The sequence below is a fragment of the Acinetobacter sp. C26M genome, from assembly GCF_023702675.1.
GTDB lineage: Bacteria > Pseudomonadota > Gammaproteobacteria > Pseudomonadales > Moraxellaceae > Acinetobacter.
Map to the genome: position 1 here is coordinate 428,265 of NZ_CP098478.1, position 26,094 is coordinate 454,358.

The following is a 26,094-nucleotide window of genomic DNA, read 5'->3' on the forward strand; positions in this document are numbered from 1 at the left end:
GGATTGCTCAAAACTGGCTTTATTTTTGCTAAGACTAATTATCATTCTAACGATAAATAGGTTTTAGCGCATGAAGTCGCATTTAAGAGTGCATTATTTTCAGCACATTGCTGGCGAAGGTTTTGGCAGTTGCTATGACTTTTTAAAAGCACATAAAGCAAAAATTACCGCAACAGAGTTTTTTGCATTGCCCGTTGATTTGCCATTGGAATTGGAAGCCTTACCACGAGTAGATGAAGTCGATCTATTGATTATCATGGGTGGAACCATGAGTGTGAATGATGAAGCAAATTATCCATGGTTAAAGCTTGAAAAAAGGTGGCTACGACGTTATTTGGCTGCTGGTAAACCTGCTATTGGATTGTGTTTGGGTGGGCAATTGATTGCCAATGCCCTAGGGGCCGCTGTGAGCCGTAATCCGCACCAAGAATTGGGTTGGATGGATGTGGGGCGTGCATCGCATGTGCCTGAAGATTATTTTCAGATTCCAGAGCAGTTGAATATTTTACAATGGCATAGTGAAACCTTTGAAATTCCAAAGGGTGGGGTGCGCTTGGCCGAGAATAAAGTCTGTCGAAATCAAATGTATCAGATTGGGCGTAATGTTCTTGGGTTTCAGTTTCATCCAGAAATGACGCCACAGACCTTGGCACTTTTGATTGAGAATGAAGAGGACATGGCGGTTTTTAATGGTAAATATGTACAACCGATATCTGAATTAAAAAGAACTATCAAAAGTAAATTTGAACAGGGTAATCGTTTGCTGAATCAGGCAATCGATTATGTTGTGAGTGCATAGCAGGATTGATTGCTTAAAAAATGAAAAGAAGAATTGCATAAGACTTAAACAATCGTTATAATGAGCGACCCTCAAATGGAGGGCGTTTACTACGAAGAAAGTAGTTAACGCATTACAGTCGTGGCATCGATCATGACCTTAGTGATTTTCACTGCCCTTGACACTTACCAGAATGGTGAGGTGCGTCATGGGTGATTCTTTATATATTTGGCTTGGAGTTTACTGGTATGTCTAACCAGAGAATTCGTATCCGTTTGAAGTCTTTTGATCATCGTCTGATTGATCAATCTGCTCAAGAGATCGTAGAAACCGCTAAGCGTACTGGCGCACAAGTGTGTGGTCCAATTCCGATGCCTACTCGCATCGAACGCTTCAACGTTCTTACTTCACCACACGTCAACAAAGACGCTCGTGATCAGTACGAAATCCGCACTTATAAGCGTTTGATCGACATCGTTCAACCAACAGATAAAACTGTTGATGCATTGATGAAGTTAGATCTTGCTGCTGGTGTTGATGTTCAGATCGCTTTGGGTTAAGGCTTTCGGTTGATTAACTTTATAAGTTAATTAGGCCGCTTTTTTAGAGGTTTATGCACATGGCTATTGGTTTAGTCGGTCGCAAATGTGGTATGACTCGCGTCTTTACAGATGCTGGTGTATCTGTACCTGTTACAGTTATCGAAGTCGATCCAAACCGCATTACGCAAATCAAAACACTTGAAACTGATGGTTATCAAGCAATTCAAGTAACTACTGGTGAACGTCGCGAATCGCGCGTAACTAACGCTCAGAAAGGTCACTTCGCGAAAGCGGGTGTTGCTGCTGGTCGTTTGGTTAAAGAGTTCCGTGTTACTGAAGCTGAGCTTGAAGGCCGTGAAGTGGGTGCTTCTATCGGTGTTGATCTGTTCACAGTTGGTCAAATTGTTGATGTTACTGGTCAGTCAAAAGGTAAAGGTTTCCAAGGTGGTGTTAAGCGTTGGAATTTCCGTACGCAAGATGCTACTCATGGTAACTCTGTATCTCACCGTGTATTAGGTTCTACAGGTCAAAACCAGACACCTGGTCGCGTGTTCAAAGGCAAGAAAATGGCTGGTCACTTAGGTGACGAACGCGTAACAGTTCAAGGTCTTGAAATCGTATCTATTGACGCTGAACGTTCTGTTTTAGTTGTTAAGGGTGCTATTCCTGGTTCAACTGGCGGTGACGTTATCGTACGTCCTACCATCAAGGCCTGAGGGGAAATACTGTGAATTTAAAAACTGTTTCCGGCTCTGCTGTTGAATTGTCTGAAGTTGCTTTCGGACGTGAATTTAACGAAGCTCTTGTACACCAAGTTGTTACAGCTTACTTAGCTGGTGGTCGTCAAGGTACTCGTGCTCACAAATCACGTGCAGATGTTTCTGGCGGTGGTAAAAAGCCATTCCGTCAAAAAGGTACTGGTCGCGCTCGTGCGGGTTCTATTCGTAGCCCTATCTGGGTTGGTGGTGGTAAAACTTTTGCTGCTCGCCCACAAGATTGGTCTCAAAAAGTAAACCGTAAGATGTACCGCGGTGCAATGCAATGTATCTTAGCTGAACTTGTTCGCCAAGATCGTCTTGTATTAGTTGAAGAGTTTGCTGTTGCAGCTCCAAAAACTAAAGACTTGCTTGCAAAACTTACAGACTTGAATGCAACTCGCGCATTGATCATTACAGATGCTGTAGATGAGAACTTGTATCTCGCAGCTCGCAACCTTCCACACGTTGATGTGGTTGATGCTACTGCTATTGATCCTGTTAGCTTGATCGCATTTGATAAAGTTGTAATGTCTGTAGCTGCTGCTAAGAAAATTGAGGTAGAACTCGGATGAACAACGAACGTATCTATCAAGTCCTATTAGGACCAGTATTCTCAGAAAAAGCACAAGTTTTAGGTGATACTGCTGGTGTTCAAGTGTTCAAAGTTGCATTAAATGCAAACAAACTTGAAATCAAAAAAGCAGTTGAGCAGCTCTTTGGTGTTGAAGTTGTAAAAATCAATACAACGATCACTAAAGGTAAAACAAAACGCTTTGGTAAAACATTAGGACGTCGTTCTGATGTGAAAAAAGCATACGTCACCCTGAAAGCTGGCCAAGATGTAGAGATGGCTGACTTGGGCGATACCGCTGAAAACGCAGCGGAATAAGGACGAGAATTATGCCAATTCAAAAATGTAAGCCAACGTCTCCAGGACGTCGCTTTGTAGAGAAAGTGGTTCATGACCATCTTCACAAAGGCGCGCCTTATGCACCGTTGGTAGAAGCTAAAAAACGTACTGGTGGTCGTAATAACAATGGTCACATCACTACACGTCACGTGGGTGGTGGTCATAAGCAAAACTACCGTATTGTTGACTTTAAACGTAACAAAGATGGTATTCCAGCGACTGTAGAGCGCATCGAATACGATCCTAACCGTACAGCTCATATTGCTTTGTTGAAATATGCTGATGGTGAACGTCGTTACATCATTGCACCTAAAGGCCTACGTGCTGGTGATAAAGTACAATCTGGTAACGATGCTCCAATTCGTCCAGGTAACTGCTTGCCACTTCGCAACATGCCAATCGGTTCTACACTTCACAACCTTGAACTTAAAATCGGTAAAGGTGCTCAATTAGCACGTTCTGCTGGTACTTCAGTTCAGTTGTTGGGTCGTGATGGTTCTTACGCTATCGTTCGTTTACGTTCTGGTGAAATGCGTAAAGTCCACGTTGAATGTCGTGCTGTAATTGGTGAAGTTTCTAACCAAGAAAGCAACCTTCGTTCATTGGGTAAAGCTGGTGCTGCGCGCTGGCGTGGTATTCGTCCTACCGTTCGTGGTATGGCGATGAACCCGGTAGATCACCCGCACGGTGGTGGTGAAGGACGTAGTAAAGGTATTCAACCTGTAAGTCCATGGGGTCAAAAAGCTAAAGGGTACAAGACACGTACCAATAAGCGTACGACTAAGATGATTATTCGCGACCGTCGCGTCAAGTAAGGGAATCTGAATAATGCCTCGTTCATTAAAAAAAGGTCCATTCGTCGACGCGCATTTGTTCGCTAAGGTTGAAGCTGCGATTGCTGCTAACAACCGTAAGCCGATCAAAACATGGTCACGTCGTTCAATGATCCTTCCAGACTTTGTTGGTTTAACAATTTCTGTTCACAATGGCCGTAACCACGTTCCAGTAATTGTTACTGAACACATGGTTGGTCATAAATTGGGTGAATTCGCGCCAACTCGTACCTATCGTGGTCACGGTGTTGATAAGAAGTCTAAACGTTAATAGGTGCTATGATGGAAGTAACTGCTAAATTACGCGGTGCCGCTATCTCGGCACAAAAAGCACGTTTAGTTGCTGATTTGATCCGTGGTAAGTCGGTTGCACGTGCGATAGACATTTTGAACTTCAGCAACAAGAAAGCAGCTGTGCTTGTTAAAAAAGCACTTGAATCTGCAATCGCGAATGCTGAACATAACAACAGCTTAGATGTTGATGACCTTAAAGTAACTACGATTTACGTTGATGAAGGCATGAGCCTTAAACGTATCATGCCACGTGCTAAAGGCCGTGCAGATCGTATTACTAAGCGTACTTGTCACATCACCGTTAAGGTAGGGGTTTGATATGGGTCAGAAGGTTCATCCAATCGGTATCCGCCTAGGTGTTGTGAAACGTCATAACGCTAACTGGTATGCGAGTCCGAAACAATACGCTGAATACTTGCTTAAAGATCTTCAAGTTCGTGAGTTTTTAACTAAAAAACTTAAAAACGCGATGATCAGCAATATTCTTATCGAACGTCCTACAGGCGCTGCTAAAGTAACTATTAGCACTGCTCGTCCTGGTATCGTTATCGGTAAAAAAGGCGAAGATATTGAAAAATTACAGCGCGAACTCACCAACATTATGGGTGTTCCAGCTCAAGTTAGCATCAATGAAATTGATCGCCCTGACTTGGACGCACGTTTAGTTGCTGAAGCAATTGCTTCTCAATTAGAAAAGCGTGTTATGTTCCGTCGTGCTATGAAGCGTGCGGTTCAAAACACTATGCGTGCTGGCGCTAAAGGTATCAAAGTTGAAGTTTCTGGCCGTTTAGGTGGTGCAGAGATTGCTCGTACTGAGTGGTATCGTGAAGGTCGTGTACCTTTGCATACGCTTCGTGCTGACATCGACTATGCAACTATGCGCGCAGAAACAACATACGGTACGATCGGTGTTAAAGTTTGGATTTTCCGTGGCGAGATCTTAGGTGGCATGAAACAAGTCATGAACCCTGCTCCTGCTGAAGAGCGTCCAGCTAAACGTGGTCGTGGTCGTGGTGAAGGTCAAGAGCGTCGTGGTCGTCGCGGTGACCGTGCTGCTGACAAGGGAGAATAATCCATGTTGCAACCTAAACGTACCAAATTCCGTAAAGTGCACAAAGGCCGTAACACTGGTCTAGCGCATCGTGGTAGTACAGTATCATTTGGTTCGATTGCAATTAAAGCAACTGAACGTGGTCGTATGACTGCGCGTCAGATTGAAGCTGCACGTCGTACCATTAGCCGTCGTATCAAACGTGGTGGTAAAATCTTCATCCGCGTATTCCCAGACAAACCAATTACCGAAAAACCATTAGAAGTACGTATGGGTAAAGGTAAGGGTAGCGTGGAATACTGGGTTTGTCAGATCCAGCCAGGTAAGATCCTGTACGAAATTGAAGGTGTTAGCGATGAGTTAGCGCGTGAAGCTTTTGCTTTAGCTGCTGCTAAACTCCCGTTTAAAACCACTATCGTGACTCGGACGGTGATGTAATGAAAACTAAAGATCTACGTGAAAAGTCGGTAGAAGAGTTGAAAGCTTTGCTTGATGAGCAACAGCTTAACCAATTCCGTCTTCGTATGGCGAAAGCAACTGGTCAATTAGGCAAATCGCATGAAGTGCAAATTGCTCGTAAGACAATTGCTCGTATTAAGACACTCCTTACCGAAAAACAGGGGAACGGACAATGAGTGAAAAAACAGTCCGCACGTTAACCGGCAAAGTCGTAAGCGACAAAATGGACAAGTCTATTGTTGTGCTTATTGAACGCCGCGTTCAACACCCGTTGTATGGCAAATCAATCCGCCGTTCAACTAAATTACACGCTCATGATGAGAACAATGTTGCTAAATTAGGCGACTTGGTAACCATCAAAGAAAGCCGCCCAATTTCTAAAACTAAAGCTTGGACTTTAGTGGAAGTAGTTGAAGCTGCTGCTGAGTAATTAGACGTTCTTGTTGCATCATCGGACAATTTCGAGTACTCTTTGAGCCTTTCGAAATTGTGACCGGTGATGCTCGGTTTTGGAGTAGGGCAATGATTCAAACCGAAAGTATGCTCGACGTAGCAGACAATAGTGGTGCACGCCGCGTACAATGTATTAAAGTACTTGGTGGTTCACACCGTCGTTATGCTTCAGTTGGCGATATTATTAAAGTTACTGTAAAAGAAGCAATTCCACGCGCACGTGTTAAAAAAGGTGACGTGATGAATGCTGTAGTTGTTCGTACAAAATTCGGCATCCGTCGTCCAGACGGTTCAGTTATTCGTTTCGACGATAACGCAGCTGTTATTTTGAACAACAACAAAGCTCCGATTGCGACTCGTATCTTCGGACCAGTGACTCGTGAACTTCGTACTGAACAGTTCATGAAAATCATTTCATTGGCTCCTGAAGTTCTATAAGAGGCAATCATGGCTAAGATTAAAAAAGGCGATCAAGTAATTGTGATCGCAGGTAAAGAAAAAGGCAAACAAGGTATCGTTTTGTCTGTTTCTGAAGATCGAGTTAAGGTCGAAGGCCTTAACTTAGTGAAGAAGCATCAAAAGCCAAACCGTGTAACTGGCGCTGAAGGCGGTATCGTTACTCAAGAGGCTACGCTTCATATTTCAAACGTGGCAATTTTTAATGCTACAACCCAAAAGGCTGACCGTATTGGTTACCAAGTGATTGATGGCGCGAAAACTCGTGTTTATAAATCAAATGGTGAATCAGTGGCGGTAGCGAAGTAATAGGTTGAAAAAGGCAATGGCCAGACTTAAAGCACGTTACAACGATGAACTTAAAGCGAAGTTACAAGAAGAACTTAGCGTTAAGAATGTGATGGATATTCCTCGCATCACAAAAATCACTCTTAACATGGGTGTAGGCGCAGCTGCAACTGATAAGAAATTATTAGATGGCGCTGTTGCTGATATGCAACTCATTGCTGGTCAAAAACCAGTTGTGACACTTGCTCGTAAATCAATCGCTGGTTTCAAAATCCGTGATGGTTGGCCGATCGGTTGTAAAGTTACTTTACGCGGCGACCAAATGTACGAATTCTTGGATCGTTTGATCTCGATCGCTATCCCGCGTATCCGTGACTTCCGTGGTTTCTCTGCGAAATCATTTGATGGTCGTGGTAACTACTCTATGGGTTTAAAAGAGCAAATCGTTTTCCCTGAAATCGATTTTGACAAGATTGATCGTATCCGTGGTTTAGACATCACTATTACGACAACTGCTCGTAGCGATGACGAAGGCCGTGCGCTTATGCGTGCATTCGGCTTCCCGTTCAAATAAGAGGTCGATATGGCTAAGAAAGGTATGATTAATCGCGAATTGAAACGCGAAAAGACAGTTGCTAAATACGCTGCAAAACGTGCTGAATTAAAAGCAACGATTGCTAATGTAAATGCAAGTGACGAAGAACGTTTCGAAGCGACATTAAAGTTACAGGCATTGCCACGTAACGCATCTCCAGTACGTCTTCGTAACCGTTGTGGTTTAACTGGTCGTCCTCATGGTTACTTCCGTAAGTTCGGTTTAAGCCGTAACAAATTACGTGACACAGTAATGCAGGGTGATGTACCAGGCGTTGTTAAGGCAAGCTGGTAAGGAGCGACTAAATGAGTATGCAAGATACCGTTGCCGACATGTTAACACGTGTTCGTAACGCACAAATGGCTAAGAAACAAACTGTTTCTATGCCTTCTTCTAAGTTGAAAGTTGCTATTGCAAACGTACTTCAACAAGAAGGTTATATTTCAAACGTAGAAGTTGCTTCTGAAGAAACAAAATCTACTTTGACAATTACTTTAAAATATTTCGAAGGCAAACCAGTTATCGAAACCGTTAAGCGTGTAAGCCGTCCAGGTCTACGCCAATATCGCGGTAAAGATAAAATTCCTAGCGTTAAGCAAGGTTTAGGTATTGCAATTGTTTCTACAAGCAAAGGCATCATGACTGATCGCGCTGCACGTGCTGCGGGCGTTGGTGGTGAAGTTATTGCTTTTGTTTCTTAATAGGTGATTCCTCATGTCTCGTGTGGCTAAAGCCCCAGTAACTGTACCTAATGGTGTAACAGTTACTCAGAACGGCCGGCAGGTCGAAGTGAAAGGCAGCAAAGGTACATTGTCTTTCAACCTGCATGCGCTGGTCGAGCTAAAACAGGAAGAAGGTAAACTTCAACTTGCTCCAGCTAAAGAGTCGAAAGACGCTTGGATGCAAGCTGGTACTGCTCGCGCTGTATTGAACAACCTTGTAAAAGGTGTTAGCGAAGGCTTCGAACGTAAGTTACAGCTTGTTGGTGTTGGTTATAAAGCTGCGGTTAAGGGTACATCTGTAAACCTTAACCTTGGTTACTCACACCCGATTGACTACGCTTTACCTGAAGGTGTAACAGCGGAAACTCCAACTGCTACTGAAATCATTTTGAAATCAGCAAACAAGCAGTTGTTAGGTCAAGTGGCAGCGGAAATCCGTGCATACCGTTCTCCTGAACCATATAAAGGTAAAGGTGTTCGTTATTCGGATGAAGTTATTCTTCGTAAAGAAGCTAAGAAGAAATAAGGCGCGAGGTTCTTATGAACGAAAAGAAACAAACCCGTTTGCGTCGTGCGAAAAGCACACGCTTGCACATTCGTGCATTGGGTGCGACTCGTTTGTGTGTAAACCGCACGCCGCGTCACATCTATGCGCAAGTTATTTCAGCAGATGGTGGAAAAGTTTTAGCGCAAGCTTCAACTTTAGATGCATCTTTGCGTAGCGGTACTACAGGTAATGTGGATGCAGCTACGAAAGTTGGTGCTTTGATCGCAGAACGTGCTAAAGCAGCTGGTGTTACCAAAGTTGCATTTGACCGTTCTGGTTTTAAATATCATGGTCGTATCAAAGCCTTGGCTGATGCTGCTCGTGAAGGCGGCTTGGAGTTCTAATCATGGCGAAAGTTGAACAAAACGAAGGTCTCGTTGAAAAGCTGGTTGCCGTTGATCGTGTAGCCAAGGTTGTTAAAGGTGGTCGTATCTTCTCTTTCACAGCATTAACTGTTGTGGGCGATGGTAATGGTCGTGTAGGTTTTGGTCGTGGTAAAGCACGTGAAGTTCCAGCTGCTATTTCTAAAGCACTTGAAGCTGCTCGTCGTAACATGATCACTGTAGACCTTGCGGGTACTACTTTACAACACCCTGTGAATGCTCGTCATGGCGCAAGCCGTGTATACATGCAACCTGCTTCAGAAGGTACTGGCGTAATTGCTGGTGGCGCTATGCGTGCTGTTCTTGAAGCTGCAGGTGTACATAACGTACTTGCTAAATGTTATGGTTCTACAAATGCTGCTAACGTAGTAAACGCAACTTTCAAAGGTTTGCGTGATATGACTTCTCCTGAGAAAGTCGCTGCGAAACGTGGTCTTTCAGTAGAACAAATTCAAGGGTAATCAATCATGAAAACGATTAAAGTTACCCAGACTAAATCTTCTTCGCATCGTTTAAAAAATCATAAACTTTGCCTTAAAGGTTTAGGTCTGCGTCGTATTGGTCATACTGTAGAAGTGCAAGATACGCCTTCTAACCGTGGTATGGTCAACAAAGTTTACTATATGGTTAGTGTAGAGGAATAAGCCATGACTCTGCGTTTAAATGAACTTGCACCTGCAGAAGGTGCTAAGCGTGATAACCGTCGTTTAGGCCGTGGTATCGGTTCTGGCGTTGGTAAGACTGGTGGCCGTGGTGTCAAAGGTCAAAACTCACGTAAAAGTGGTGGTACTCGTCCGGGCTTTGAAGGCGGTCAAACTGCGTTATATCGTCGTTTGCCTAAATTCGGTTTCACTAGCCAAATCGCTTTGAAAACTGCTGAAGTACGTTTGTCTGAGTTGAATAAAGTTGAAGGTGATGTTGTTAGCCTTGAAACTTTAAAAGCTGCGAATGTTGTTCGTCGTGACCAAATTCGTGCTCGCATCGTTCTTTCTGGTGAAATCACTCGCGCATTCACTGTTAAAGGTGTTGTGTTGACTAAAGGCGCTAAAGCTGCTGTTGAAGCTGCTGGCGGTAAAGTCGAGGAGTAATCTCGAGTGTCTATGACTCCTAGTTCTACTGGTCATGTAAACATGATGAAAGGCCAACCATTTCATGTGAAATACCGTGAAATTATTCGTCGATTAATGTTTTTGATTGGCGCGTTATTGGTCTTTCGACTAGGAGCGCATATTCCGTTGCCGGGGATTGATAATGTAGCACTAGCTCAGTTTTTTAAAGCTAATGAAGGTACCTTCTTAGGTTTATTTAACATGTTCTCTGGTGGTGCATTAGAACGCATGTCGATTCTAGCGTTAGGGATTATGCCGTACATTTCTGCATCGATTATCGTGCAGTTAATGTCTACGGTAGTTCCTTCGCTAGAAGCTTTGAAAAAAGAAGGCGAGCAAGGCAAGCGTAAGATCAATCAATATACACGCTACGGCACCTTATTTCTTGCACTCGTGCAAGGTGTAGGGATGTGTGCTGGCCTGATTAGTCAAGGTATTACCTTAACTTCAGGCTTAGCATTCTACGTTCCAGCAGTAACTTCGTTAGTTGCGGGAACAATGTTCTTGATGTGGTTGGGCGAGCAAATTACCGAACGTGGTGTTGGTAATGGTATCTCGATGATCATTTTTGCGGGTATTGTGGCAGGTTTGCCAAATCTCGTAATTCAGTCGTTTACGTCTGTACAAAATGGTCAAGGTAGTTTAATTGGTTTAGCTGTATTCGGTTTACTCTCATTAGCCGTTTTAGCTGCGATTGTGTTTATTGAAAAAGCACAGCGTCGTATTCCAGTGAACTATGCACAGAAGCAGCAAGGTCGTCGCGTATTTACTGCACAGCAAACACACTTACCGTTAAAAATTAACATGGCAGGTGTTATTCCAGCAATTTTTGCAAGCTCATTGTTATTATTTCCAGCGAGTTTGGGACAATGGTTAGGAAGTGCTGATCCAAATGCAGGGATTGTGAAACGTAGCTTACAAGATCTGGCATTGGTGTTATCGCCTGGACAGCCGTTGTATTTAATGCTCTTTGGCGCGTTAATTATCTTCTTCTGTTATTTCTATACTGCGCTAGTATTTAGCCCGAAAGAAGTATCAGAGAATTTAAAGCGTAGCGGGGCATATGTGCCTGGTATCCGCCCAGGTGAGCAAACGGCTCGTTATTTAGATCATATTCTTAACCGTTTGACCTTCATTGGTGCAATCTACATTACCGTAGTGTGTTTAATGCCTATGGTGCTACAGAGTTCGTTCGGTATTCCATTCCATCTGGGTGGGACATCTTTACTGATTGTAGTGGTAGTGGTAATGGACTTTATGGCGCAACTCCAAGCGCACCTTACTTCGCATCAGTATGATAATCAAACGTTAATGAGAAAAACGACTGCTCATCCTAAGGGATAAGCGCACTTAGAAGGTTTCATCATGAAAGTACAAGCTTCTGTAAAGAAAATTTGTGGTAGCTGTAAAGTTATCCGTCGTAATGGGGTTATTCGCGTAATTTGTAGCGCAGAACCTCGTCATAAGCAGCGTCAAGGTTAATTTAATTAAGACCTGTTGATTTCAGTAGGCTAATTAGGTTATTATCCGCCCCTCAAGATTTTTGTGGGGCGGTTGATTATCTTGACTGCCTTTTTGGAGAAAATTGAATGGCTCGTATTGCCGGTGTAAACATTCCGGATAACAAGCATGCTGTTATCTCTCTCACGTATATTTTTGGTGTAGGTCGCCACACTGCTAAGAACATCTTGGCTGCTGTAGGTATCACTGAAACTACAAAGATTCGTGAATTAGATGATGCTCAGCTTGATGCGATTCGTGCAGAAGTTGCTAAGGTTCCGACCGAAGGTGATTTACGTCGCGAAATTTCCATGAACATTAAACGTTTAATGGATTTAGGCTGCTACCGCGGTCTTCGTCATCGTCGCAGCTTGCCTGTTCGCGGACAACGCACCAAAACTAACGCACGTACCCGTAAAGGTCCGCGCAAACCGATTAAGAAATAAGATTTCTGGAAGCTAAAAGATGGCTAAAGATACTCGCGCACGCAAGAAGGTCACTCGTACCGTCTCTGAAGGTGTCGCACACATTCACGCTTCTTTTAATAACACCATTGTTACGATTACCGATCGTCAAGGTAATGCATTGGCTTGGGCTACCTCAGGTGGACAAGGCTTCCGTGGATCACGTAAATCAACACCGTTTGCTGCTCAGGTAGCTGCTGAAGTTGCTGGTAAAGCTGCTTTAGATTACGGTTTGAAAAACTTGGACGTCCTTGTAAAAGGTCCTGGTCCTGGTCGTGAATCTGCGGTTCGTGCATTAGGTGCAGTGGGTTATAAAATTAACAGCATTACCGATGTGACTCCAATTCCGCACAACGGTTGCCGTCCACCTAAAAAACGTCGCGTGTAAGGAGAAACATTCATGGCTCGTTATATTGGTCCAAAATGCAAACTCTCTCGCCGCGAAGGGACAGACCTGCAATTAAAATCTGGCGTTAAACCATTTGACGTTAAGACTAAAAAACATGCTAAAGCTCCTGGCCAACATGGCGGAGCTCGTGGTAGCAAACAATCAGAGTACTCACTACAATTACGTGAAAAACAAAAAGTACGTCGTATGTACGGTGTGTTAGAGCGTCAATTTAGTAACTACTACAAAGAAGCTGCTCGTGTGAAAGGCGCAACAGGTGAAAACTTGTTGAAATTGCTTGAAAGCCGTCTTGATAACGTTGTTTATCGCATGGGTTTTGGTTCTACACGTGCAGAAGCTCGTCAGTTAGTATCTCACCGTAGCATCACTTTGAACGGTCGTCGTGTTAACATTGCATCTATCCAAGTTAAAGCTGGTGATGTAATTGCAGTACACGAAGGCGCTAAACAACAATTACGTATTAAAAACGCAATTGAATTAGCTGCTCAACGTGGTATCCCTGCTTGGATGGAAATTGACCATTCTAAGTTAGAAGGTACGTTTAAAGCTGCACCAGATCGTTCTGATTTACCTGCTGAAATCAACGAAAGCTTGATTGTAGAATTGTATTCTAAATAATCCTTGAGGTAGCAATAAATGACGCGTACTGCAAACGAGTTTCTAACTCCGCAAGCGATCAAGGTCGAAGCGGTGAGCGGGACCTCGGCAAAAGTGATTCTGGAACCTTTAGAGCGTGGCTTTGGTCATACTCTAGGTAATGCTTTACGTCGCATTCTATTGTCTTCTTTACCTGGCGCTGCTGTGGTTGAAGTAGAAATAGAAGGTGTCGAGCACGAGTACAGTACTTTAGAAGGCTTGCAGCAGGACATCGTCGAGCTCTTGCTGAACCTAAAAGGATTGTCTATTAAGCTGTTCGATCAAAATGAAGCATATTTGACATTAGAGAAACAAGGGGCGGGTGACGTAACTGCAGCTGACCTTCGTTTACCTCATAATGTTGAAGTGGTTAACCCTGATCATTTAATCGGTACTTTGAGTTCAACTGGTTCATTAAAAATGCGCCTTAAAGTTGCTCAAGGTCGTGGCTATGAAACATCTGACTCACGTTTCCCTGAAGGTGAAACACGTCCTGTAGGTCGTTTACAGTTAGATGCTTCTTATAGTCCAATCAAGCGTGTTTCATACACAGTAGAAAATGCTCGTGTTGAACAACGTACCGATCTTGATAAGTTAGTGATCGATCTTGAGACTAACGGAACTGTTGATCCAGAAGAAGCAATCCGCAAAGCGGCAACAATCTTGCAACAACAAATTGCAATTTTTGTTGATCTTCAGAAAGATCAAACTCCTGTTGCTCAAGAGCCTCGCGAAGAAGTTGACCCAATCTTGCTTCGTCCAGTAGATGATCTCGAGCTAACTGTTCGTTCTGCTAACTGTTTGAAGGCAGAAAATATTTACTACATTGGTGATCTTGTTCAACGTACTGAAGTGGAGTTGTTAAAAACTCCTAACTTAGGTAAAAAATCGTTAACAGAGATCAAAGATGTTTTGGCATCGAAAGGTTTACAACTCGGCATGCGTTTAGAGAACTGGCCACCAGCTAGTCTCCGTATGGATGACCGTTTTGCCTATCGTAGCCGTTAATTAAGTAGGACTATCACCATGCGTCATCGTAATAGTGGTGTGAAATTAGGCCGTACCAGCAGCCACCGTAAGGCGTTGTTTCAAAATTTAACGAATGCTTTAGTTGAGCATGAGTTAATTAAAACAACTTTACCTAAAGCGAAAGAACTTCGCCGCGTTGCTGAGCCTTTAATCACTTTAGCTAAAAACGATACAGTAGCAAACCGTCGTTTAGCGTTTGCTCGTACTCGTTCTGCAGCAACTGTTGGTAAATTATTTACCGTTCTTGGCCCTCGTTACAAAGAACGTAACGGCGGTTATCTTCGTGTTCTTAAAGCGGGCTTCCGTGCAGGTGATGCTGCACCGATGGCTTACGTTGAACTCGTTGACCGTGAAGTAAAATAATACTTCTACGTGTAGAACAGTCAGTTGTTCCAAAAAAGACCGGTGTAATAGCCGGTCTTTTTTATTATTTAATATTTAAAGAAGATCGCTTTCAGCTTTAAAAAGCTATTAATTTCTGTCTAAATCGTTATGAGCTGGTTAGATAGACTCATGATTTTCATATTTATAAAGTATGATTAAAACTCAAAGAACGAAAAACAAATTTAATTTAAAGGCGGAAAATGAAAATTTTCGGGTTCATATCTATTATTTTAGGACTAATCATTTCTATGCATACATCAGCTAATCCAACCTTCTCAAATGAGCTATTAATTAAAGCAAAGAATGGTGATTCATCAGCGCAATTAGAATTAGCAGACGTTTATATACATGGCTATGGGATTGATGAAGATGAGGTTCAAGCTGAATCTTGGGCGATGAAGTCTGCTGAAAATGGTAATGTAAATGCTATGTATTGGCTAGGCGACGGGTATGCAACATATGCAGGTTTGGTTGAAGATACAGATCCTATAGATGCTGAAGATCATTATAAAAAAGCGTTTGTTTGGTTTTTAAAGGGATCAGAACTCGATCATATTGATTCTATGGTTGGCTTAGCTAGGTTATATCGTAATGGTGAGGGTGTTACAAAAAATATTGAGCAAGCATTAGATTTACTTAAAAAATCTGCTGCTAGAGGAAGTAAAGAGGCCATGAGAGAGATGGAGTTTATGTATCAATATGGAATAGGCGTAGAACAAAATTTAGATACTGCAAAATTTTGGGAAGATAAAGCAAATGCTAATTAATCTATTTTAAGCTGTTGATTTCATTTTTGATATTTTTGTATGAGCCATTCAAGTATAAAACATTCTAGAATGGTTTTCATTTTTATGAATGTTTTAAATATTATTTTTCTAATGAACCCGAGCAGATAAGTGCCTAAACACGGCTATCTTTTCTCTTAACTAAGAGCCTCTGATAAAAGAAATCCAAGCAAAAATTTCTAGATTTTTTACCCCTCAATTTTTTAAAAATGTCCCGAAGTGATATGAAAAAACCGATGAATGACCAAACTTGACATTGCGTATTGTCAAATTTGTGCTTTAATAAAGTCATGGTTTATACAGGGTATAAAAAAAATGGAAAAGCAAGTTGATGTATTAATTATTGGTGCAGGTATCTCTGGGATTGGGTTAGCTGTGCATCTCTCGAAGAACTGTCCACAACGTAAATTCGAAATCTTAGAGCGTCGTGATAGTTTTGGCGGAACATGGGATTTATTCCGCTACCCTGGTATTCGTTCTGACTCAGATATGTCAACATTTGGTTTTAATTTTAAGCCATGGGCAAAAGACAAAGTTTTGGCGAGTGGTGCTGAGATCAAGGGTTATTTAAGCGATGTGATCAGTGAGAATCAGTTAAAAGATAAAATCCATTTTGGCCATCGTGTACTTTCTGCAAACTATGATTCTGCAAAGAAAAAATGGGCTGTGGAAATTGAAGACTCTAACAAGAAAAAGCAAACGTGGTCAGCAAACTTTGTGATGGGTTGTACGGGCTATTATAATTATGATCAAGGTTATGCACCGAAGTTCCCGAAACAAGAAGATTTCAAAGGTCAATTGATCCACCCACAACACTGGCCAGAAAATCTGGATTACACTGGCAAGAAAGTGGTGATCATTGGTAGTGGTGCGACAGCAATTACCCTTGTTCCTTCAATGGTGAAAGGCGGTGCAGGGCACGTGACCATGTTGCAGCGTTCTCCTTCTTATATTGCGACAATTCCTTCAATTGACTTTATTTATGAAAAAACCCGTAAATTTATGTCAGAAGAAACGGCTTATAAATTTACCCGTGCACGTAATATTGGTATGCAGCGCGGTATCTATGCATTAGCGCAAAAATATCCGAAAACTGTTCGTCGCTTATTGTTGAAAGGCATTGAATTACAGTTGAAGGGTAAAGTGGATATGAAACACTTTACACCGAGCTATAATCCTTGGGATCAGCGTTTATGTGTGGTGCCAGATGGTGACTTATTTAAAGCGCTACGTGAAGGCCAAGCCAATGTTGAAACAGATCAAATTGAAAAATTCACTGCCAATGGTATTCAATTGAAGTCTGGTAAACACCTTGAAGCAGATATTGTGATTTCAGCGACAGGTTTGGAAATTCAAATCTTGGGTGGCGTGAAAGGTACAATCGATGGCAAGCCAATGGATACCTCACAACACATGCTTTATCAAGGTGTGATGGTGAGTGATGTGCCAAATATGGCGATGATCATTGGTTATATCAATGCGTCTTGGACTTTAAAAGTTGATATTGCTGCGGATTATATCTGTCGTTTGCTTAATCATATGGATAAAAATGGCTATGATGAAGTGATTGCCCATGCGGATCCAGCATTGCGTGAACAAGACACCATTATGGGTAAAATGTCTTCGGGTTATATTGCACGTGCAGCAGATGTGATGCCAAAACAAGGTAAAAAAGCACCTTGGAAAATCACCAATAACTATCTTGCGGATCGCAAAGAATTGAAAGATGCATCATTCAATGATGTCGTCCTACAATTCCATAAACGTGGTGAGCAAGTCGATCGTAAACCAAAACTGGTGTCGTAATCACTCATTGAGTTCATTAAAACCCTATGCATAAGCATGGGGTTTTTTTATTTGCAATCAGACTTTAAATCTGGTCAATATCGCGTATATTGAGCACATTAGAAAATTTAGATTAGGGATAATACGATGAAAAGAATCATCATCTTAGGGACATTATTATTCAGTACATCGGTCTTTGCCGATGATGTAAAACAAAAAGAAGTCATTGCGCAAAAGTTGGCATCCGTTGACGGGACGGAACAAGGGCTGCAAAACACCGATAAAATGATTTTAGAGCAAATTCGTATGCGTTTGCCAAAAGACTTACCCGAAAGTTTTTATACCGATTTGAGTAAAAATTTGAACAGTGAACAGCGTAAGCAATTTATCGTGCAACGTTATGTGGAAAGTTTTAGCCAGAAAGAGTTACAAGCTGCCTTGAACTTCTATCAATCTGTAGAAGGGAAGGCTTGGGCAAAGAAAGCCAGTGATGTTGGCAGTGAGGTCGCGCATTTCACTACACAAAATGCGCGTACTGCGCTTAATACCACGATGCAACAATATATTGAGAATCCTAAAGTGAAGCAGTTGATGGCAAGGATGAATCCACAGCCTGTTCAAGCTGATGAAAAACCTGAATCGAAATAAATAAAAAAGGGATCGCGCATTGGGCACGATCCCTTTGTTGTATTGATATTTAGAGCGTACGAGAAATGAGTTCTTTCATGATTTCATTGGTACCTGCATAAATGCGATTGGCACGGTTATCGATATAAGCACGGGCAATTGGATATTCCAGCATATAGCCATAACCACCATGCAGTTGTAAGCAGTCATCTACAACTTTTGAGAACATATCAGAAATTTTGTATTTTGCAGCTGCCGCAGCATCCACACCTAAGCTTTCTTCAAGCTGTAGTTCCATACAGCGATCAAGATAAGTACGACAGAAATCAATTTCCGTACGCAATTCTGCCAGTTTAAAACGAGTATTTTGGAAGGTGCTAATGGCTTTGCCGAATGCTTTACGATCTTTAGTGTATTGTACTGTATGTGCAAAGGCAGCTTCAGCACCTGCTTGACAGATAATTGCGACCAGCATGCGTTCCCAAGCGAGCTCTTTCATCAACATGATAAAGCCCATGCCTTCCATACCTAATAGGTTTTCTTTCGGTACACGGACATTATCAAAGAACAATTCACAAGTATCTTGGCCTTTCATCCCAATTTTGTTCAGTGGTTTACCTTTGCTGAAACCTGCACGATCCGCTTCTACAATCAGTAAGGATAAATTGGCTGAGCCTTTTTCATTGTTGCCTGTTTTACACACCACAATCGCCATATCACATAGATAGCCATTGGTAATAAAGATTTTAGAACCATTGATGACATATTCATCGCCATCTAATACGGCAGTTGTGCGAACTGCTTGTAAGTCTGAACCTGTACCAGGTTCAGTCATCGCAATCGCAGTCACGGCTTCACCTGTTGCCATTTTCGGTAACCAGTGTTGCTTTTGCTGCTCATTCCCAAAGTTATTGATATAGTTGGCCACGATATCTGAATGTAAAGAGAAGCCCGTGCTTGAATCCATGGCATAGGCTTGTTCTTCGATCAGAATCATACTGTAAAGGCGATCTACACCTGAACCACCGTATTGCTCTGGCATGGTCGTACAAAGCAAACCAAGTGCACCTGCTTTATTCCATAAGTCACGATCAACATGTTGTTGTTTTTCATATTTTTCAATATTAGGTACAACTTCTTTCTCATAGAATTTACGCACGGTTTCGCGGAATGCTTCGTGGTCAGAAGTAAACAGTTTTCGTGGCAGCATGTTTGGAATTGGACGAATAGCACCTGATTGCATTTGTTATTTTTCCCTAGAGTGTTGGATTTAAATCATCTTCATCACCATACAAGAAATTGAAAATAGTGGACAATGTGATCAATGCTCAATTTGATTGATGTATTTGGTCACTTGAGAAAAATCTCTAAGAACTTCATTGGGGAGATCGGGTACACTATGGGAAAATTGTTGCATTGCGGAGCCAATAATGTCTGATGAAATGACACTGGAAGAGCGTAAGGTTGTGTATCGTGCACGTCGTGGTTTAAAAGAAATCGATGTGTATTTTGATCCTTATGTTAAAAACCACTATCTGACAGCTGATATCGCTGAAAAGGCATTATTTGCGGAGTTGGTCGATCAAGAAGATCCTGATTTATTGGATTGGTTTATGGAGGTTGGAGAACCGCCTCGTGCAGAATTAAAAGATTTTATTTTAAAATTAAAACACTATGTCCATGGCTAATGGTGTTTTCGAGCTGCAACGCAGTCGTTTTGCGATGGTATTGCAGCTCTTGATTTTCATTGCCATCCTTAGTTTAACTTATTCCTTGCTTGCCTTATGGATTTGGCTATTGTGCTTCTGCATGATGGGAGCTGCTTGGATTTTGTTTCTCAAACAGCCACAGATTAAACGTTTTGAATACTTGGATCATCAAGAATGTTCGTTCGAGTTTTATGACCCCGAATTAAAGATTCAGCGCAGAAAAATCGTTAAAATATTGGATCACAAATTTTACATCGCACTCTATTTTTCTCATTCAAACCAGAGAACTTGTATCATTTGGTGGGATCAATTATCACATTCTCAGTGGCAAAAGCTAAAATTACGCGCAAAATTGGCATAATTGTTTGACAATTCTACAACTGTATAAAATTAATAAAAATATAAATTTCAATAATTTAGTTAAAATTAGAATTTGTTTTGTTTAAATTGTTAGATTAAATACTCTAAAAAATAGTGAAAATTATGATTGTCAGACAATCTGGCGATCAAGTCCGATTTATTTTCGTTAAAGTACAAACACCAACGTAAAGTATGGTGGAGGTCCAAAATGGAAATTCCAACATGGTCGTTTCTGGTGATTGCAATTATTTTTGCGATTGTAGTAGGAAGAGCAGGAACTTTACTCAGGGAATTTCTTGAATCACGTCAACCTCAAGTTGCAGTGACCAAGAGAAAGAGATTGAAAGTGTCATCAATATATCACTCTCCCGTGAATATCGATGATGAACGCCAATCTAGTATCTACCAAAAGTAGATACCTAAGTGTAGGAGGTCTCTATGGAGATTTCAATGTGGATGTTTCTAGTAATTGCAATCGTTATGGCGATTGTTGTAGGAAGAGCTGGAACGTTACTCAAGGATTATTTTCAACAAAACTAAAATATAAAGAGTTTCACGATTTTACCAGTTAATAAGTAGCATGTGCTGAACCGTCGCAATGCTACTTTTTTTTGCCTGAAATTCCTGTTAAACCGCCCAAGTGTCAATTCATTCCGCTGTGATCTGTGTCAAAATGTCTCAGTTAAAATTAGAGCAATTACTCTTTAATTCAGGTTATGCATCTGATAATGTACAGCTAAAAGGAAAAAACAAATTATTAGAGGGACAGGAAGTATGTCTAAACTCCAAAAAATTGGACAAGGTGTGGCGGTTGCTGTATTGACAACATCAATGCTATCAGGATGTTCATATGTGATTAAGACGGGTGCGAATGTCGCACTTGGTTTTGGTGAGAACCATATTGTTCCACCGATTTTAGCAATGGATGATGCTGAAATGGTGTGTAACTCTGGGAATGCTTTAACCCCAGCAGTGATGTCAACCAAAGATATGGGGGCTGACCCAACCCGAATGGCGGTATTACTCTATACCGCAGCTGGTGTTTGTGCTGAAAATCAAGCTTTAGAAGCAGAGTTGCGTTATCTACGTGCGTCTAAAGCAGGTCAGATTTCAGAAGCACAAGATGCACGTATCGAACAGAAACGTTGGGCGGGAATTGCTGCTGAGCGTCAATACGCAGGCTATCAGCTTTTTGCAAACCGTTGGGAAAGCAAATACAAATATAAGTTAGGCGATTCATGCCCAACCATGCGTAATGATCTAGACCAAACTGTTTATTTACTCGGTATGGTTAGCGGTCTGCAGGCTATGACCAACGATATTAATTCTGGCGGTGCGATCAATGTACCTAAGGATATTGCAGGGATCGTTGAACGTGGTATGGCGTGTTTAGATAATGAAAAATTCTGGGGCGCTCCAGTGGCAACCCGTGCTGTGATCTGGACCTTATTACCAGGTGCTGGTGATGGCAAACCTGAACCTTATGCAACCATGAAGCAGTCTATGGCAATTGGTGAGAAGAAGGGTGTTCGTTTAGCACATGCTTTATATGCTGTTGCAGCACAAGCGAGTGGTGATGATGCGAAACTGCGCGATGCTTTTCGTTCTTATGCTGCAGCCACAGGTGATGACAAACCAGCGAATCCTCAGTTTAGATTGATTGATAAAATGGCTGGTTTGATGGTTCGTGGTATTGCAGATCGTTATTGGACTGAAAATACAGGTGTAAGGGCCAATGATGAAGGTCTAACCTCATTCTGGGATGACAAGCAAGAAAGCTCAGCTGAGTTGGATTCGTTATTTGATGGTGGTGAAGCGGCACCTGCACAGGATCAAGCTGCGCCAGCATCAGACCAAGCAGCACCAGCACAAGAAACTCCAGCGGAGTAACCTGAATTAAACGACCTTTTACAGATGAACTATCTAAAATTGTAAAAGGTCTATTTTTTAGGGGGCAGTAAGCCAATGAAAGATCAAGTATGGATAAGTAAGATTATTTTGATTGCGATATGTATTTCTATATCGGCTTGTCTACAGGTTTTTGCTGATCATTTTATTTATTGGCGGCCAAGCTTACTTACAGAATTTTGGCGTATTTGGACAGCACATTGGGTTCATGTGGGCTGGGTTCATTTTCTACTGAATATGATGGCATTCGCATGTTTGCCTTTCATTTTCCCTCATGTCCGAAATTGGCATTTATGGGCATTGTTGTTGATCTTACCTCCTTTCATTAGTTTCGTTTTTTATTTTTATTTACCTTATATTGATGCTTATGCTGGACTTTCTGGTGTTTTGCATGGTTTATATACTGCTGTAGGCTTGGTATATCTGCAATATAAAAATGAACGTAAATTTGCGGTACTAGTTTTAGCGTTAATTGCGGCAAAACTGATTTGGGAAAATACCTTCGGAAAAACTGGTACGGCTCAGTTAATTGGTAGTCCAGTATTGACTGAAGCGCATTTAATTGGTGCGATCGGTGGCGTCTTATGTGGTTTAAGTTATTTATTTATAATAAGGAAAAATAGAGAACACACAAATTGATAAAAACAACCAACAAAAAAGTGATTGTAGTCATTCTTTTTTTAAAAAGTTTGATGCAAATTTAAGCGGTTTAAAAGGGATTGGTTATGTAGAGGGTAAATTCATTTATCTATCAACCATGGACAGCGCATGATTCAACATCTTTGGATGGATGTTGATAACAATAAACTGGAATAGACATGCAAAATGATCAAGAGAATAAGTCCGGATTAGCTCGGTTAGGCTATATCTGGAATGATTGGATATCGACATTCATCATTCTTGCTTTGTTGCTAATGACTTTGCTTATTGGTACAGGCGAAATGATTCACGGTCAGATGCTTCGTATGGGGGAGCGTCTTTACGGTGATCAAACAACAGGGATGCAGTATTCGTTTTTACGTGCGGAACCTGAGAAACCATCTTGTGATCGACATCCAAACATTGATGCACAAGTTCAAGAGCAGATGAAAGCCAATGCTGCCGATGAATTTGCAAGTATGTTTGGTGCGGCTTCTGAATCTGATGTTCGTGCATCTTTATTGGCTGCGCAGCAGCAGTGTGAAGAAAAATACCAATTCTATGACAAAGCAATGAAGCACTTGGAAAATCATCCAAGTATTCGTACTTATCGTAAAGTTGAAACTACTTTCTTTGGAATCTTTAAATTAGGTTCTGAAAACCAAACTGTTATTTTATTGATAATGGTATTGTTTGCTTCTATTACCGCATCTTTACGTTATCACCACATTGGTTTACGTGCACCAAAAACTAAAATCGACTTCCGTGTCTATTCGGCGTTGATGGTTGCTGGTAATGCTTTACTCAGTTATTCAGTGATTAGCCAATACCATTCAGTATTGAATTCAGGTGTTGAAGTTGCTGGAAAAACAGCGGTCTTGTACTGGTTGTGGATTGCACTATTTGTATCTCTGACGATTATCAGTATCTTCCAATTTATCTTTATTCCTAAAACAGCACAACCGAAGGGTAACTTTGGTTTGGCGTTACTGAGCGTTCCGCTGTATGCGTTTATGTCTTTGGTGACAGGGATTGTATTTACCTTCTTCATGGATTATCCAATGGGGCAAGGGATCTACTTAGGTATTTTGGTTGAGTTCTCGGGTATTTTCTTAAATCTGGCATTATTTATTTGGGCAGGTATGTTGCTGACCCAAACACGTGTGATGGATTTATTCTTAAATATCTTACGTCCATGGAACTTGGCACCTGAAACTTTAACTTGGTTAATCTTGATTGCAGCAGCGATTCCAACAGCATATACAGGTGCTTCAGGTATTTTCGTTATTGCAGCGGGTGCGATCATCTATAAGGAAGTATGGAACTCGGGTGCTCGCCGTCAATATGCTTTAGCTGTATCGGCAATGTCTGGTTCTTTGGGTGTCGTGATTCGCCCATGTTTATTGGTTATCTTGATCTCAATGCTAGACAGTCGCCACGTAACGTCGACTGAATTATTTGATCATGGTATCTATGTATTCTGGTTAACAGCCTTCATTTTCTTAGGTGTTTCTTTGATTCTTGCCGAAGAAAAATTCCGTGTGAACTCGCCTAAAATTGCTGTACCAGGAATGTTACGTGCCTGCGTACCAGTGATTCCTTATGTGATCATTGGTTTTGCTGTGGTGATGTTCTATAAGCTTGCTTTAGATACTTCAATCAATGAATTTACTGCGCCAATGATTTTACCGTTGGTATTGATTGCAATGATCTTGTTTGACAAGTTATTTGCTTCAAAACTAGCACCTGCACCAGTTGTTGATGCGAAACATGAAGCTTTGGTTCGTGAGCATGAAAAGAAATCAGAATTTTTGAAATCACATGATCCACACGGTAGTAAGAGTTTTGGTTTTGGTGGGGCATTACGTTTTGCAACATCGGAAACGGTTGGACATATCGGTGCATTGATTCTATTGATGGCATTGTCTGCAAGTGTTGGTGGCTTAATCGAACGTGCAGAAGTGGTTGAGTTATTACCAACACACTTGGGTAATATCTATATTTCACTTGCCTTTATTGCGCTGTTACTTGCCATTATTGGTATGACAACCGATCCATTTGGTGCGGTGATTTTGGTTGCTGCAACCGTCGCACCTGTCGCCTACGAAAATGGTATTCATCCGATTCACTTCTGGATGATTGTATTGGTTGCATTCGAGTTTGGTTATGTAACACCGCCTGTTGCCTTGAACCACTTGCTGACGCGACTCTCCGTCGGGGATGAAGAGGTCACGGCCGCCGATAAGGAAGCAAAAGAGAAATACACCAGTTTCTACTTCCGTTACGAGCGTTGGTTATTGCCGATCATCGTCTTGTTCTCATCATTGGTGTTGGTGACTTATGCGCCGTATATCTTCCAGATGTTTGGTTGGTATAAACATTAATGATTGAAACCAAAAGAAAAGCAGCTTAGGCTGCTTTTTTTATTGTTATTTTATTGAATAGGTTAATCTATGAAAGAATTGAGTCAGGAAGAGTATCAGGCAACCTTTTTCCCTCCCATGCTAGATATCACAGAGAGTGCTGAAGAAATTGTAGATTTATGGGACTATGCTGATCTTGTGATTGAGCAGCTTTATCATTCTTGTACTGCATGGGAATGGTATGTGAAACATATTTATGAAACTCAAGATGGGAAATTCCAACATATTAATATTCCAGTGCCCTTAGACAATACGTATCTTGTTGTAATTATCGATAAGCCGAAACGGGAAATTCTAGGCCACTATGTACTGGATTTGCACCCTTATCCAACGCATTAAGCTTAGGGTATTGAAGGTTTTGACCTTTGTATTAAAGGACTACACAACAAAATTGCAGAGAGAATAATGCCAAAACCAATCACGCTATATAGATCAGGCACTTCATTCCACAATAAAAAACCCCAGATCCCAGCAAAGATAATCGCCACATAATTGACTGGTGCAATTTGCCCAGCAGGGGCAAGACGATAAGCATGTGACATAAAAATCTGGCTGACATTGGCCAGTACGCCTGCACCAATCAAAAACAATAATTCCTGTAAATGGTAAGGTCGCCATACCCAAAACATTGGAATGACGGACAGTAGTGATCCTATAAAACAGAAATAGAATACAATCCGTTCAGGGGGTTCGGTTTGAGTCAAGGCACGGACTGTGACAAAGGCCATTGATGCCAATAGGCTTGAACTGATCCCAACGATCGAAACCCAATTCAGCAAACCTTGATCTGGTTTTGCTACACAAAATACTCCAATAAAGCCGAGTCCCGCTGCACATAGCATCGCCGTGGTGATTTTCTCTTTCAAGAAAAGCCATGCGATCAAGGGAATAAAAATTGGAGAAGAATAAGTAAATACCATCGCATTGGAGAGTTTCAGATGTGCGATGGCATAGAAAAATCCATACATTGCGGCAAGCCCAACGATACTACGCCATGTGTGCATCCACAGTTTTTCTGTTTTTACAAAGCTTGTCCCTTGCTTAAAAATAAACGGCAAAAACAGGACCAGTCCAACGACATTGCGGAAAAATACAATGGTGTAGTTATCGACCGTATGAGAGGCATAACGAATACAGATTCCCATCACAGAGAAAAGCAGAGCAGAAAGGGTAAGGCAACCGATCGCCAACATTAGGTTGCGATTGGTTTGTTGAGCATCCATAGTGATTCGGGCATTGCAAGATTGTACTTATTTTA

At 41.6% G+C, this 26,094-nt stretch carries 40 protein-coding genes and 1 pseudogene; 39 read left to right on the forward strand and 2 right to left on the reverse strand.

From position 1 onward, the window contains the following. Positions 1-70: 70 nt before the first annotated feature. The 32 genes and pseudogenes from NDN11_RS01995 to NDN11_RS02150 all read left to right on the forward strand — a co-directional run bounded on the left by NDN11_RS01995 (position 71) and on the right by NDN11_RS02150 (position 17,818). A complete protein-coding gene (locus NDN11_RS01995; RefSeq protein WP_167248699.1) occupies positions 71-799 on the forward strand; it encodes a type 1 glutamine amidotransferase in 729 nt (242 codons plus the stop codon). A gap of 227 nt (positions 800-1,026) precedes the next feature. After that, entirely contained in the window at positions 1,027-1,338 is a 312-nt protein-coding gene (rpsJ, locus tag NDN11_RS02000) for a 30S ribosomal protein S10 (protein ID WP_000070912.1), read from the forward strand. A 59-nt stretch (positions 1,339-1,397) separates the two neighbouring features. Next, positions 1,398-2,036: a 50S ribosomal protein L3 gene (rplC, locus tag NDN11_RS02005; RefSeq protein ID WP_004657674.1), complete on the forward strand. Its 639-nt coding sequence runs from the start codon at positions 1,398-1,400 to the stop codon at positions 2,034-2,036. A gap of 11 nt (positions 2,037-2,047) precedes the next feature. After that, positions 2,048-2,650, forward strand: a complete 603-nt coding sequence (gene rplD, locus NDN11_RS02010) for a 50S ribosomal protein L4 (protein WP_004804113.1) — start codon at positions 2,048-2,050, stop codon at positions 2,648-2,650. Then, positions 2,647-2,967, forward strand: a complete 321-nt coding sequence (rplW, locus tag NDN11_RS02015; RefSeq protein WP_004641070.1) for a 50S ribosomal protein L23 — start codon at positions 2,647-2,649, stop codon at positions 2,965-2,967. Before rplD ends, rplW begins: the two co-directional genes overlap by 4 nt. A gap of 11 nt (positions 2,968-2,978) precedes the next feature. Further along, positions 2,979-3,803: a 50S ribosomal protein L2 gene (gene rplB, locus NDN11_RS02020; protein ID WP_004660349.1), complete on the forward strand. Its 825-nt coding sequence runs from the start codon at positions 2,979-2,981 to the stop codon at positions 3,801-3,803. 13 nt (positions 3,804-3,816) lie between these two features. Beyond that, a complete protein-coding gene (rpsS, locus tag NDN11_RS02025) occupies positions 3,817-4,092 on the forward strand; it encodes a 30S ribosomal protein S19 (protein ID WP_004641066.1) in 276 nt (91 codons plus the stop codon). Positions 4,093-4,103: 11 nt separating this feature from the next. Then, positions 4,104-4,433 carry a 50S ribosomal protein L22 gene (gene rplV / locus NDN11_RS02030; RefSeq protein ID WP_004657676.1) on the forward strand — a complete coding sequence of 110 codons (330 nt, stop codon included), beginning with the start codon at positions 4,104-4,106 and terminating at the stop codon, positions 4,431-4,433. Between the two features lies 1 nt (position 4,434). Then, positions 4,435-5,251, forward strand: a pseudogene (rpsC, locus tag NDN11_RS02035) (30S ribosomal protein S3). Then, a complete protein-coding gene (gene rplP / locus NDN11_RS02040) occupies positions 5,191-5,604 on the forward strand; it encodes a 50S ribosomal protein L16 (protein ID WP_004657678.1) in 414 nt (137 codons plus the stop codon). Before rpsC ends, rplP begins: the two are co-directional and overlap by 61 nt. Then, on the forward strand, positions 5,604-5,801 hold the full coding sequence (rpmC, locus tag NDN11_RS02045) for a 50S ribosomal protein L29 (RefSeq protein ID WP_000849927.1): 198 nt from the start codon (positions 5,604-5,606) through the stop codon (positions 5,799-5,801). Before rplP ends, rpmC begins: the two co-directional genes overlap by 1 nt. Continuing rightward, on the forward strand, positions 5,798-6,055 hold the full coding sequence (rpsQ, locus tag NDN11_RS02050; protein ID WP_004657679.1) for a 30S ribosomal protein S17: 258 nt from the start codon (positions 5,798-5,800) through the stop codon (positions 6,053-6,055). The genes rpmC and rpsQ overlap by 4 nt, the downstream gene beginning before the upstream one ends. Before the next feature lie 92 nt (positions 6,056-6,147). Next, the gene (rplN, locus tag NDN11_RS02055) at positions 6,148-6,516 is read left to right on the forward strand and encodes a 50S ribosomal protein L14 (RefSeq protein ID WP_004657680.1); all 369 of its coding nucleotides are present in this window, start codon (positions 6,148-6,150) and stop codon (positions 6,514-6,516) included. Positions 6,517-6,525: 9 nt separating this feature from the next. After that, a complete protein-coding gene (rplX, locus tag NDN11_RS02060; protein WP_004804115.1) occupies positions 6,526-6,843 on the forward strand; it encodes a 50S ribosomal protein L24 in 318 nt (105 codons plus the stop codon). A gap of 16 nt (positions 6,844-6,859) precedes the next feature. Next, a complete protein-coding gene (gene rplE / locus NDN11_RS02065; RefSeq protein WP_004657683.1) occupies positions 6,860-7,396 on the forward strand; it encodes a 50S ribosomal protein L5 in 537 nt (178 codons plus the stop codon). Between the two features lie 9 nt (positions 7,397-7,405). Then, on the forward strand, positions 7,406-7,711 hold the full coding sequence (gene rpsN, locus NDN11_RS02070; RefSeq protein ID WP_004641050.1) for a 30S ribosomal protein S14: 306 nt from the start codon (positions 7,406-7,408) through the stop codon (positions 7,709-7,711). A gap of 11 nt (positions 7,712-7,722) precedes the next feature. Beyond that, on the forward strand, positions 7,723-8,118 hold the full coding sequence (gene rpsH / locus NDN11_RS02075; RefSeq protein WP_004804117.1) for a 30S ribosomal protein S8: 396 nt from the start codon (positions 7,723-7,725) through the stop codon (positions 8,116-8,118). Positions 8,119-8,131: 13 nt separating this feature from the next. Next, complete coding sequence (rplF, locus tag NDN11_RS02080; RefSeq protein WP_004804118.1) at positions 8,132-8,665, forward strand: 50S ribosomal protein L6; 534 nt, start codon at positions 8,132-8,134, stop codon at positions 8,663-8,665. A 14-nt stretch (positions 8,666-8,679) separates the two neighbouring features. Further along, positions 8,680-9,030: a 50S ribosomal protein L18 gene (gene rplR, locus NDN11_RS02085; protein ID WP_004775881.1), complete on the forward strand. Its 351-nt coding sequence runs from the start codon at positions 8,680-8,682 to the stop codon at positions 9,028-9,030. A 2-nt stretch (positions 9,031-9,032) separates the two neighbouring features. Next, a complete protein-coding gene (gene rpsE / locus NDN11_RS02090; RefSeq protein WP_004657688.1) occupies positions 9,033-9,530 on the forward strand; it encodes a 30S ribosomal protein S5 in 498 nt (165 codons plus the stop codon). 6 nt (positions 9,531-9,536) lie between these two features. Beyond that, entirely contained in the window at positions 9,537-9,713 is a 177-nt protein-coding gene (gene rpmD, locus NDN11_RS02095; RefSeq protein WP_004804119.1) for a 50S ribosomal protein L30, read from the forward strand. Positions 9,714-9,716: 3 nt separating this feature from the next. Further along, on the forward strand, positions 9,717-10,157 hold the full coding sequence (rplO, locus tag NDN11_RS02100) for a 50S ribosomal protein L15 (protein ID WP_004804120.1): 441 nt from the start codon (positions 9,717-9,719) through the stop codon (positions 10,155-10,157). Between the two features lie 45 nt (positions 10,158-10,202). Continuing rightward, on the forward strand, positions 10,203-11,522 hold the full coding sequence (secY, locus tag NDN11_RS02105) for a preprotein translocase subunit SecY (RefSeq protein WP_171061115.1): 1,320 nt from the start codon (positions 10,203-10,205) through the stop codon (positions 11,520-11,522). 21 nt (positions 11,523-11,543) lie between these two features. Then, positions 11,544-11,660 carry a 50S ribosomal protein L36 gene (gene rpmJ / locus NDN11_RS02110; RefSeq protein WP_000867907.1) on the forward strand — a complete coding sequence of 39 codons (117 nt, stop codon included), beginning with the start codon at positions 11,544-11,546 and terminating at the stop codon, positions 11,658-11,660. A 107-nt stretch (positions 11,661-11,767) separates the two neighbouring features. Then, complete coding sequence (gene rpsM, locus NDN11_RS02115; protein WP_004657696.1) at positions 11,768-12,124, forward strand: 30S ribosomal protein S13; 357 nt, start codon at positions 11,768-11,770, stop codon at positions 12,122-12,124. 19 nt (positions 12,125-12,143) lie between these two features. Further along, positions 12,144-12,530 carry a 30S ribosomal protein S11 gene (gene rpsK / locus NDN11_RS02120; protein WP_004281491.1) on the forward strand — a complete coding sequence of 129 codons (387 nt, stop codon included), beginning with the start codon at positions 12,144-12,146 and terminating at the stop codon, positions 12,528-12,530. A gap of 12 nt (positions 12,531-12,542) precedes the next feature. Further along, complete coding sequence (gene rpsD / locus NDN11_RS02125) at positions 12,543-13,169, forward strand: 30S ribosomal protein S4 (RefSeq protein ID WP_004657698.1); 627 nt, start codon at positions 12,543-12,545, stop codon at positions 13,167-13,169. A gap of 18 nt (positions 13,170-13,187) precedes the next feature. Next, positions 13,188-14,195, forward strand: coding sequence for a DNA-directed RNA polymerase subunit alpha (locus NDN11_RS02130; RefSeq protein WP_004657700.1), 1,008 nt, complete (start codon positions 13,188-13,190; stop codon positions 14,193-14,195). An 18-nt stretch (positions 14,196-14,213) separates the two neighbouring features. Next, the gene (rplQ, locus tag NDN11_RS02135; protein ID WP_004641032.1) at positions 14,214-14,579 is read left to right on the forward strand and encodes a 50S ribosomal protein L17; all 366 of its coding nucleotides are present in this window, start codon (positions 14,214-14,216) and stop codon (positions 14,577-14,579) included. A gap of 269 nt (positions 14,580-14,848) precedes the next feature. Then, positions 14,849-15,367: a tetratricopeptide repeat protein gene (locus tag NDN11_RS02140; RefSeq protein WP_251110639.1), complete on the forward strand. Its 519-nt coding sequence runs from the start codon at positions 14,849-14,851 to the stop codon at positions 15,365-15,367. 333 nt (positions 15,368-15,700) lie between these two features. Then, entirely contained in the window at positions 15,701-17,191 is a 1,491-nt protein-coding gene (locus NDN11_RS02145; RefSeq protein ID WP_004804131.1) for a flavin-containing monooxygenase, read from the forward strand. A gap of 126 nt (positions 17,192-17,317) precedes the next feature. Beyond that, positions 17,318-17,818 (forward strand): DUF2059 domain-containing protein, encoded by a 501-nt coding sequence (locus tag NDN11_RS02150; protein WP_251110640.1) that lies wholly within the window; start codon positions 17,318-17,320, stop codon positions 17,816-17,818. A 49-nt stretch (positions 17,819-17,867) separates the two neighbouring features. Here NDN11_RS02150 and NDN11_RS02155 read toward each other — a convergent pair whose 3' ends face one another. Next, positions 17,868-19,040: an acyl-CoA dehydrogenase family protein gene (locus NDN11_RS02155; RefSeq protein WP_167248702.1), complete on the reverse strand. Its 1,173-nt coding sequence runs from the start codon at positions 19,038-19,040 to the stop codon at positions 17,868-17,870. A gap of 187 nt (positions 19,041-19,227) precedes the next feature. Here NDN11_RS02155 and NDN11_RS02160 point away from each other — a divergent pair, with 187 nt between their 5' ends. From NDN11_RS02160 to NDN11_RS02190, 7 genes are all read left to right on the forward strand, one after another. Beyond that, positions 19,228-19,485 carry an FAD assembly factor SdhE gene (locus NDN11_RS02160; RefSeq protein ID WP_004804137.1) on the forward strand — a complete coding sequence of 86 codons (258 nt, stop codon included), beginning with the start codon at positions 19,228-19,230 and terminating at the stop codon, positions 19,483-19,485. Then, positions 19,478-19,867, forward strand: a complete 390-nt coding sequence (locus NDN11_RS02165) for a hypothetical protein (RefSeq protein ID WP_251111469.1) — start codon at positions 19,478-19,480, stop codon at positions 19,865-19,867. Before NDN11_RS02160 ends, NDN11_RS02165 begins: the two co-directional genes overlap by 8 nt. 207 nt (positions 19,868-20,074) lie before the next feature. Then, the gene (locus NDN11_RS02170; RefSeq protein ID WP_167248705.1) at positions 20,075-20,281 is read left to right on the forward strand and encodes a hypothetical protein; all 207 of its coding nucleotides are present in this window, start codon (positions 20,075-20,077) and stop codon (positions 20,279-20,281) included. 359 nt (positions 20,282-20,640) lie between these two features. Continuing rightward, positions 20,641-21,756, forward strand: a complete 1,116-nt coding sequence (locus NDN11_RS02175) for a hypothetical protein (protein WP_251110641.1) — start codon at positions 20,641-20,643, stop codon at positions 21,754-21,756. Between the two features lie 75 nt (positions 21,757-21,831). Then, the gene (gene rrtA / locus NDN11_RS02180; protein ID WP_167248707.1) at positions 21,832-22,413 is read left to right on the forward strand and encodes a rhombosortase; all 582 of its coding nucleotides are present in this window, start codon (positions 21,832-21,834) and stop codon (positions 22,411-22,413) included. Positions 22,414-22,592: 179 nt separating this feature from the next. Further along, positions 22,593-24,797, forward strand: a complete 2,205-nt coding sequence (locus tag NDN11_RS02185) for a TRAP transporter large permease subunit (protein WP_167248708.1) — start codon at positions 22,593-22,595, stop codon at positions 24,795-24,797. A gap of 69 nt (positions 24,798-24,866) precedes the next feature. Then, a complete protein-coding gene (locus NDN11_RS02190) occupies positions 24,867-25,175 on the forward strand; it encodes a hypothetical protein (RefSeq protein WP_167248709.1) in 309 nt (102 codons plus the stop codon). Positions 25,176-25,177: 2 nt separating this feature from the next. On the opposite strand, the gene NDN11_RS02195 is transcribed toward NDN11_RS02190, so the two are convergent. Then, positions 25,178-26,059: a DMT family transporter gene (locus tag NDN11_RS02195; protein WP_251110642.1), complete on the reverse strand. Its 882-nt coding sequence runs from the start codon at positions 26,057-26,059 to the stop codon at positions 25,178-25,180. Between the last annotated feature and the right edge of the window lie 35 nt (positions 26,060-26,094).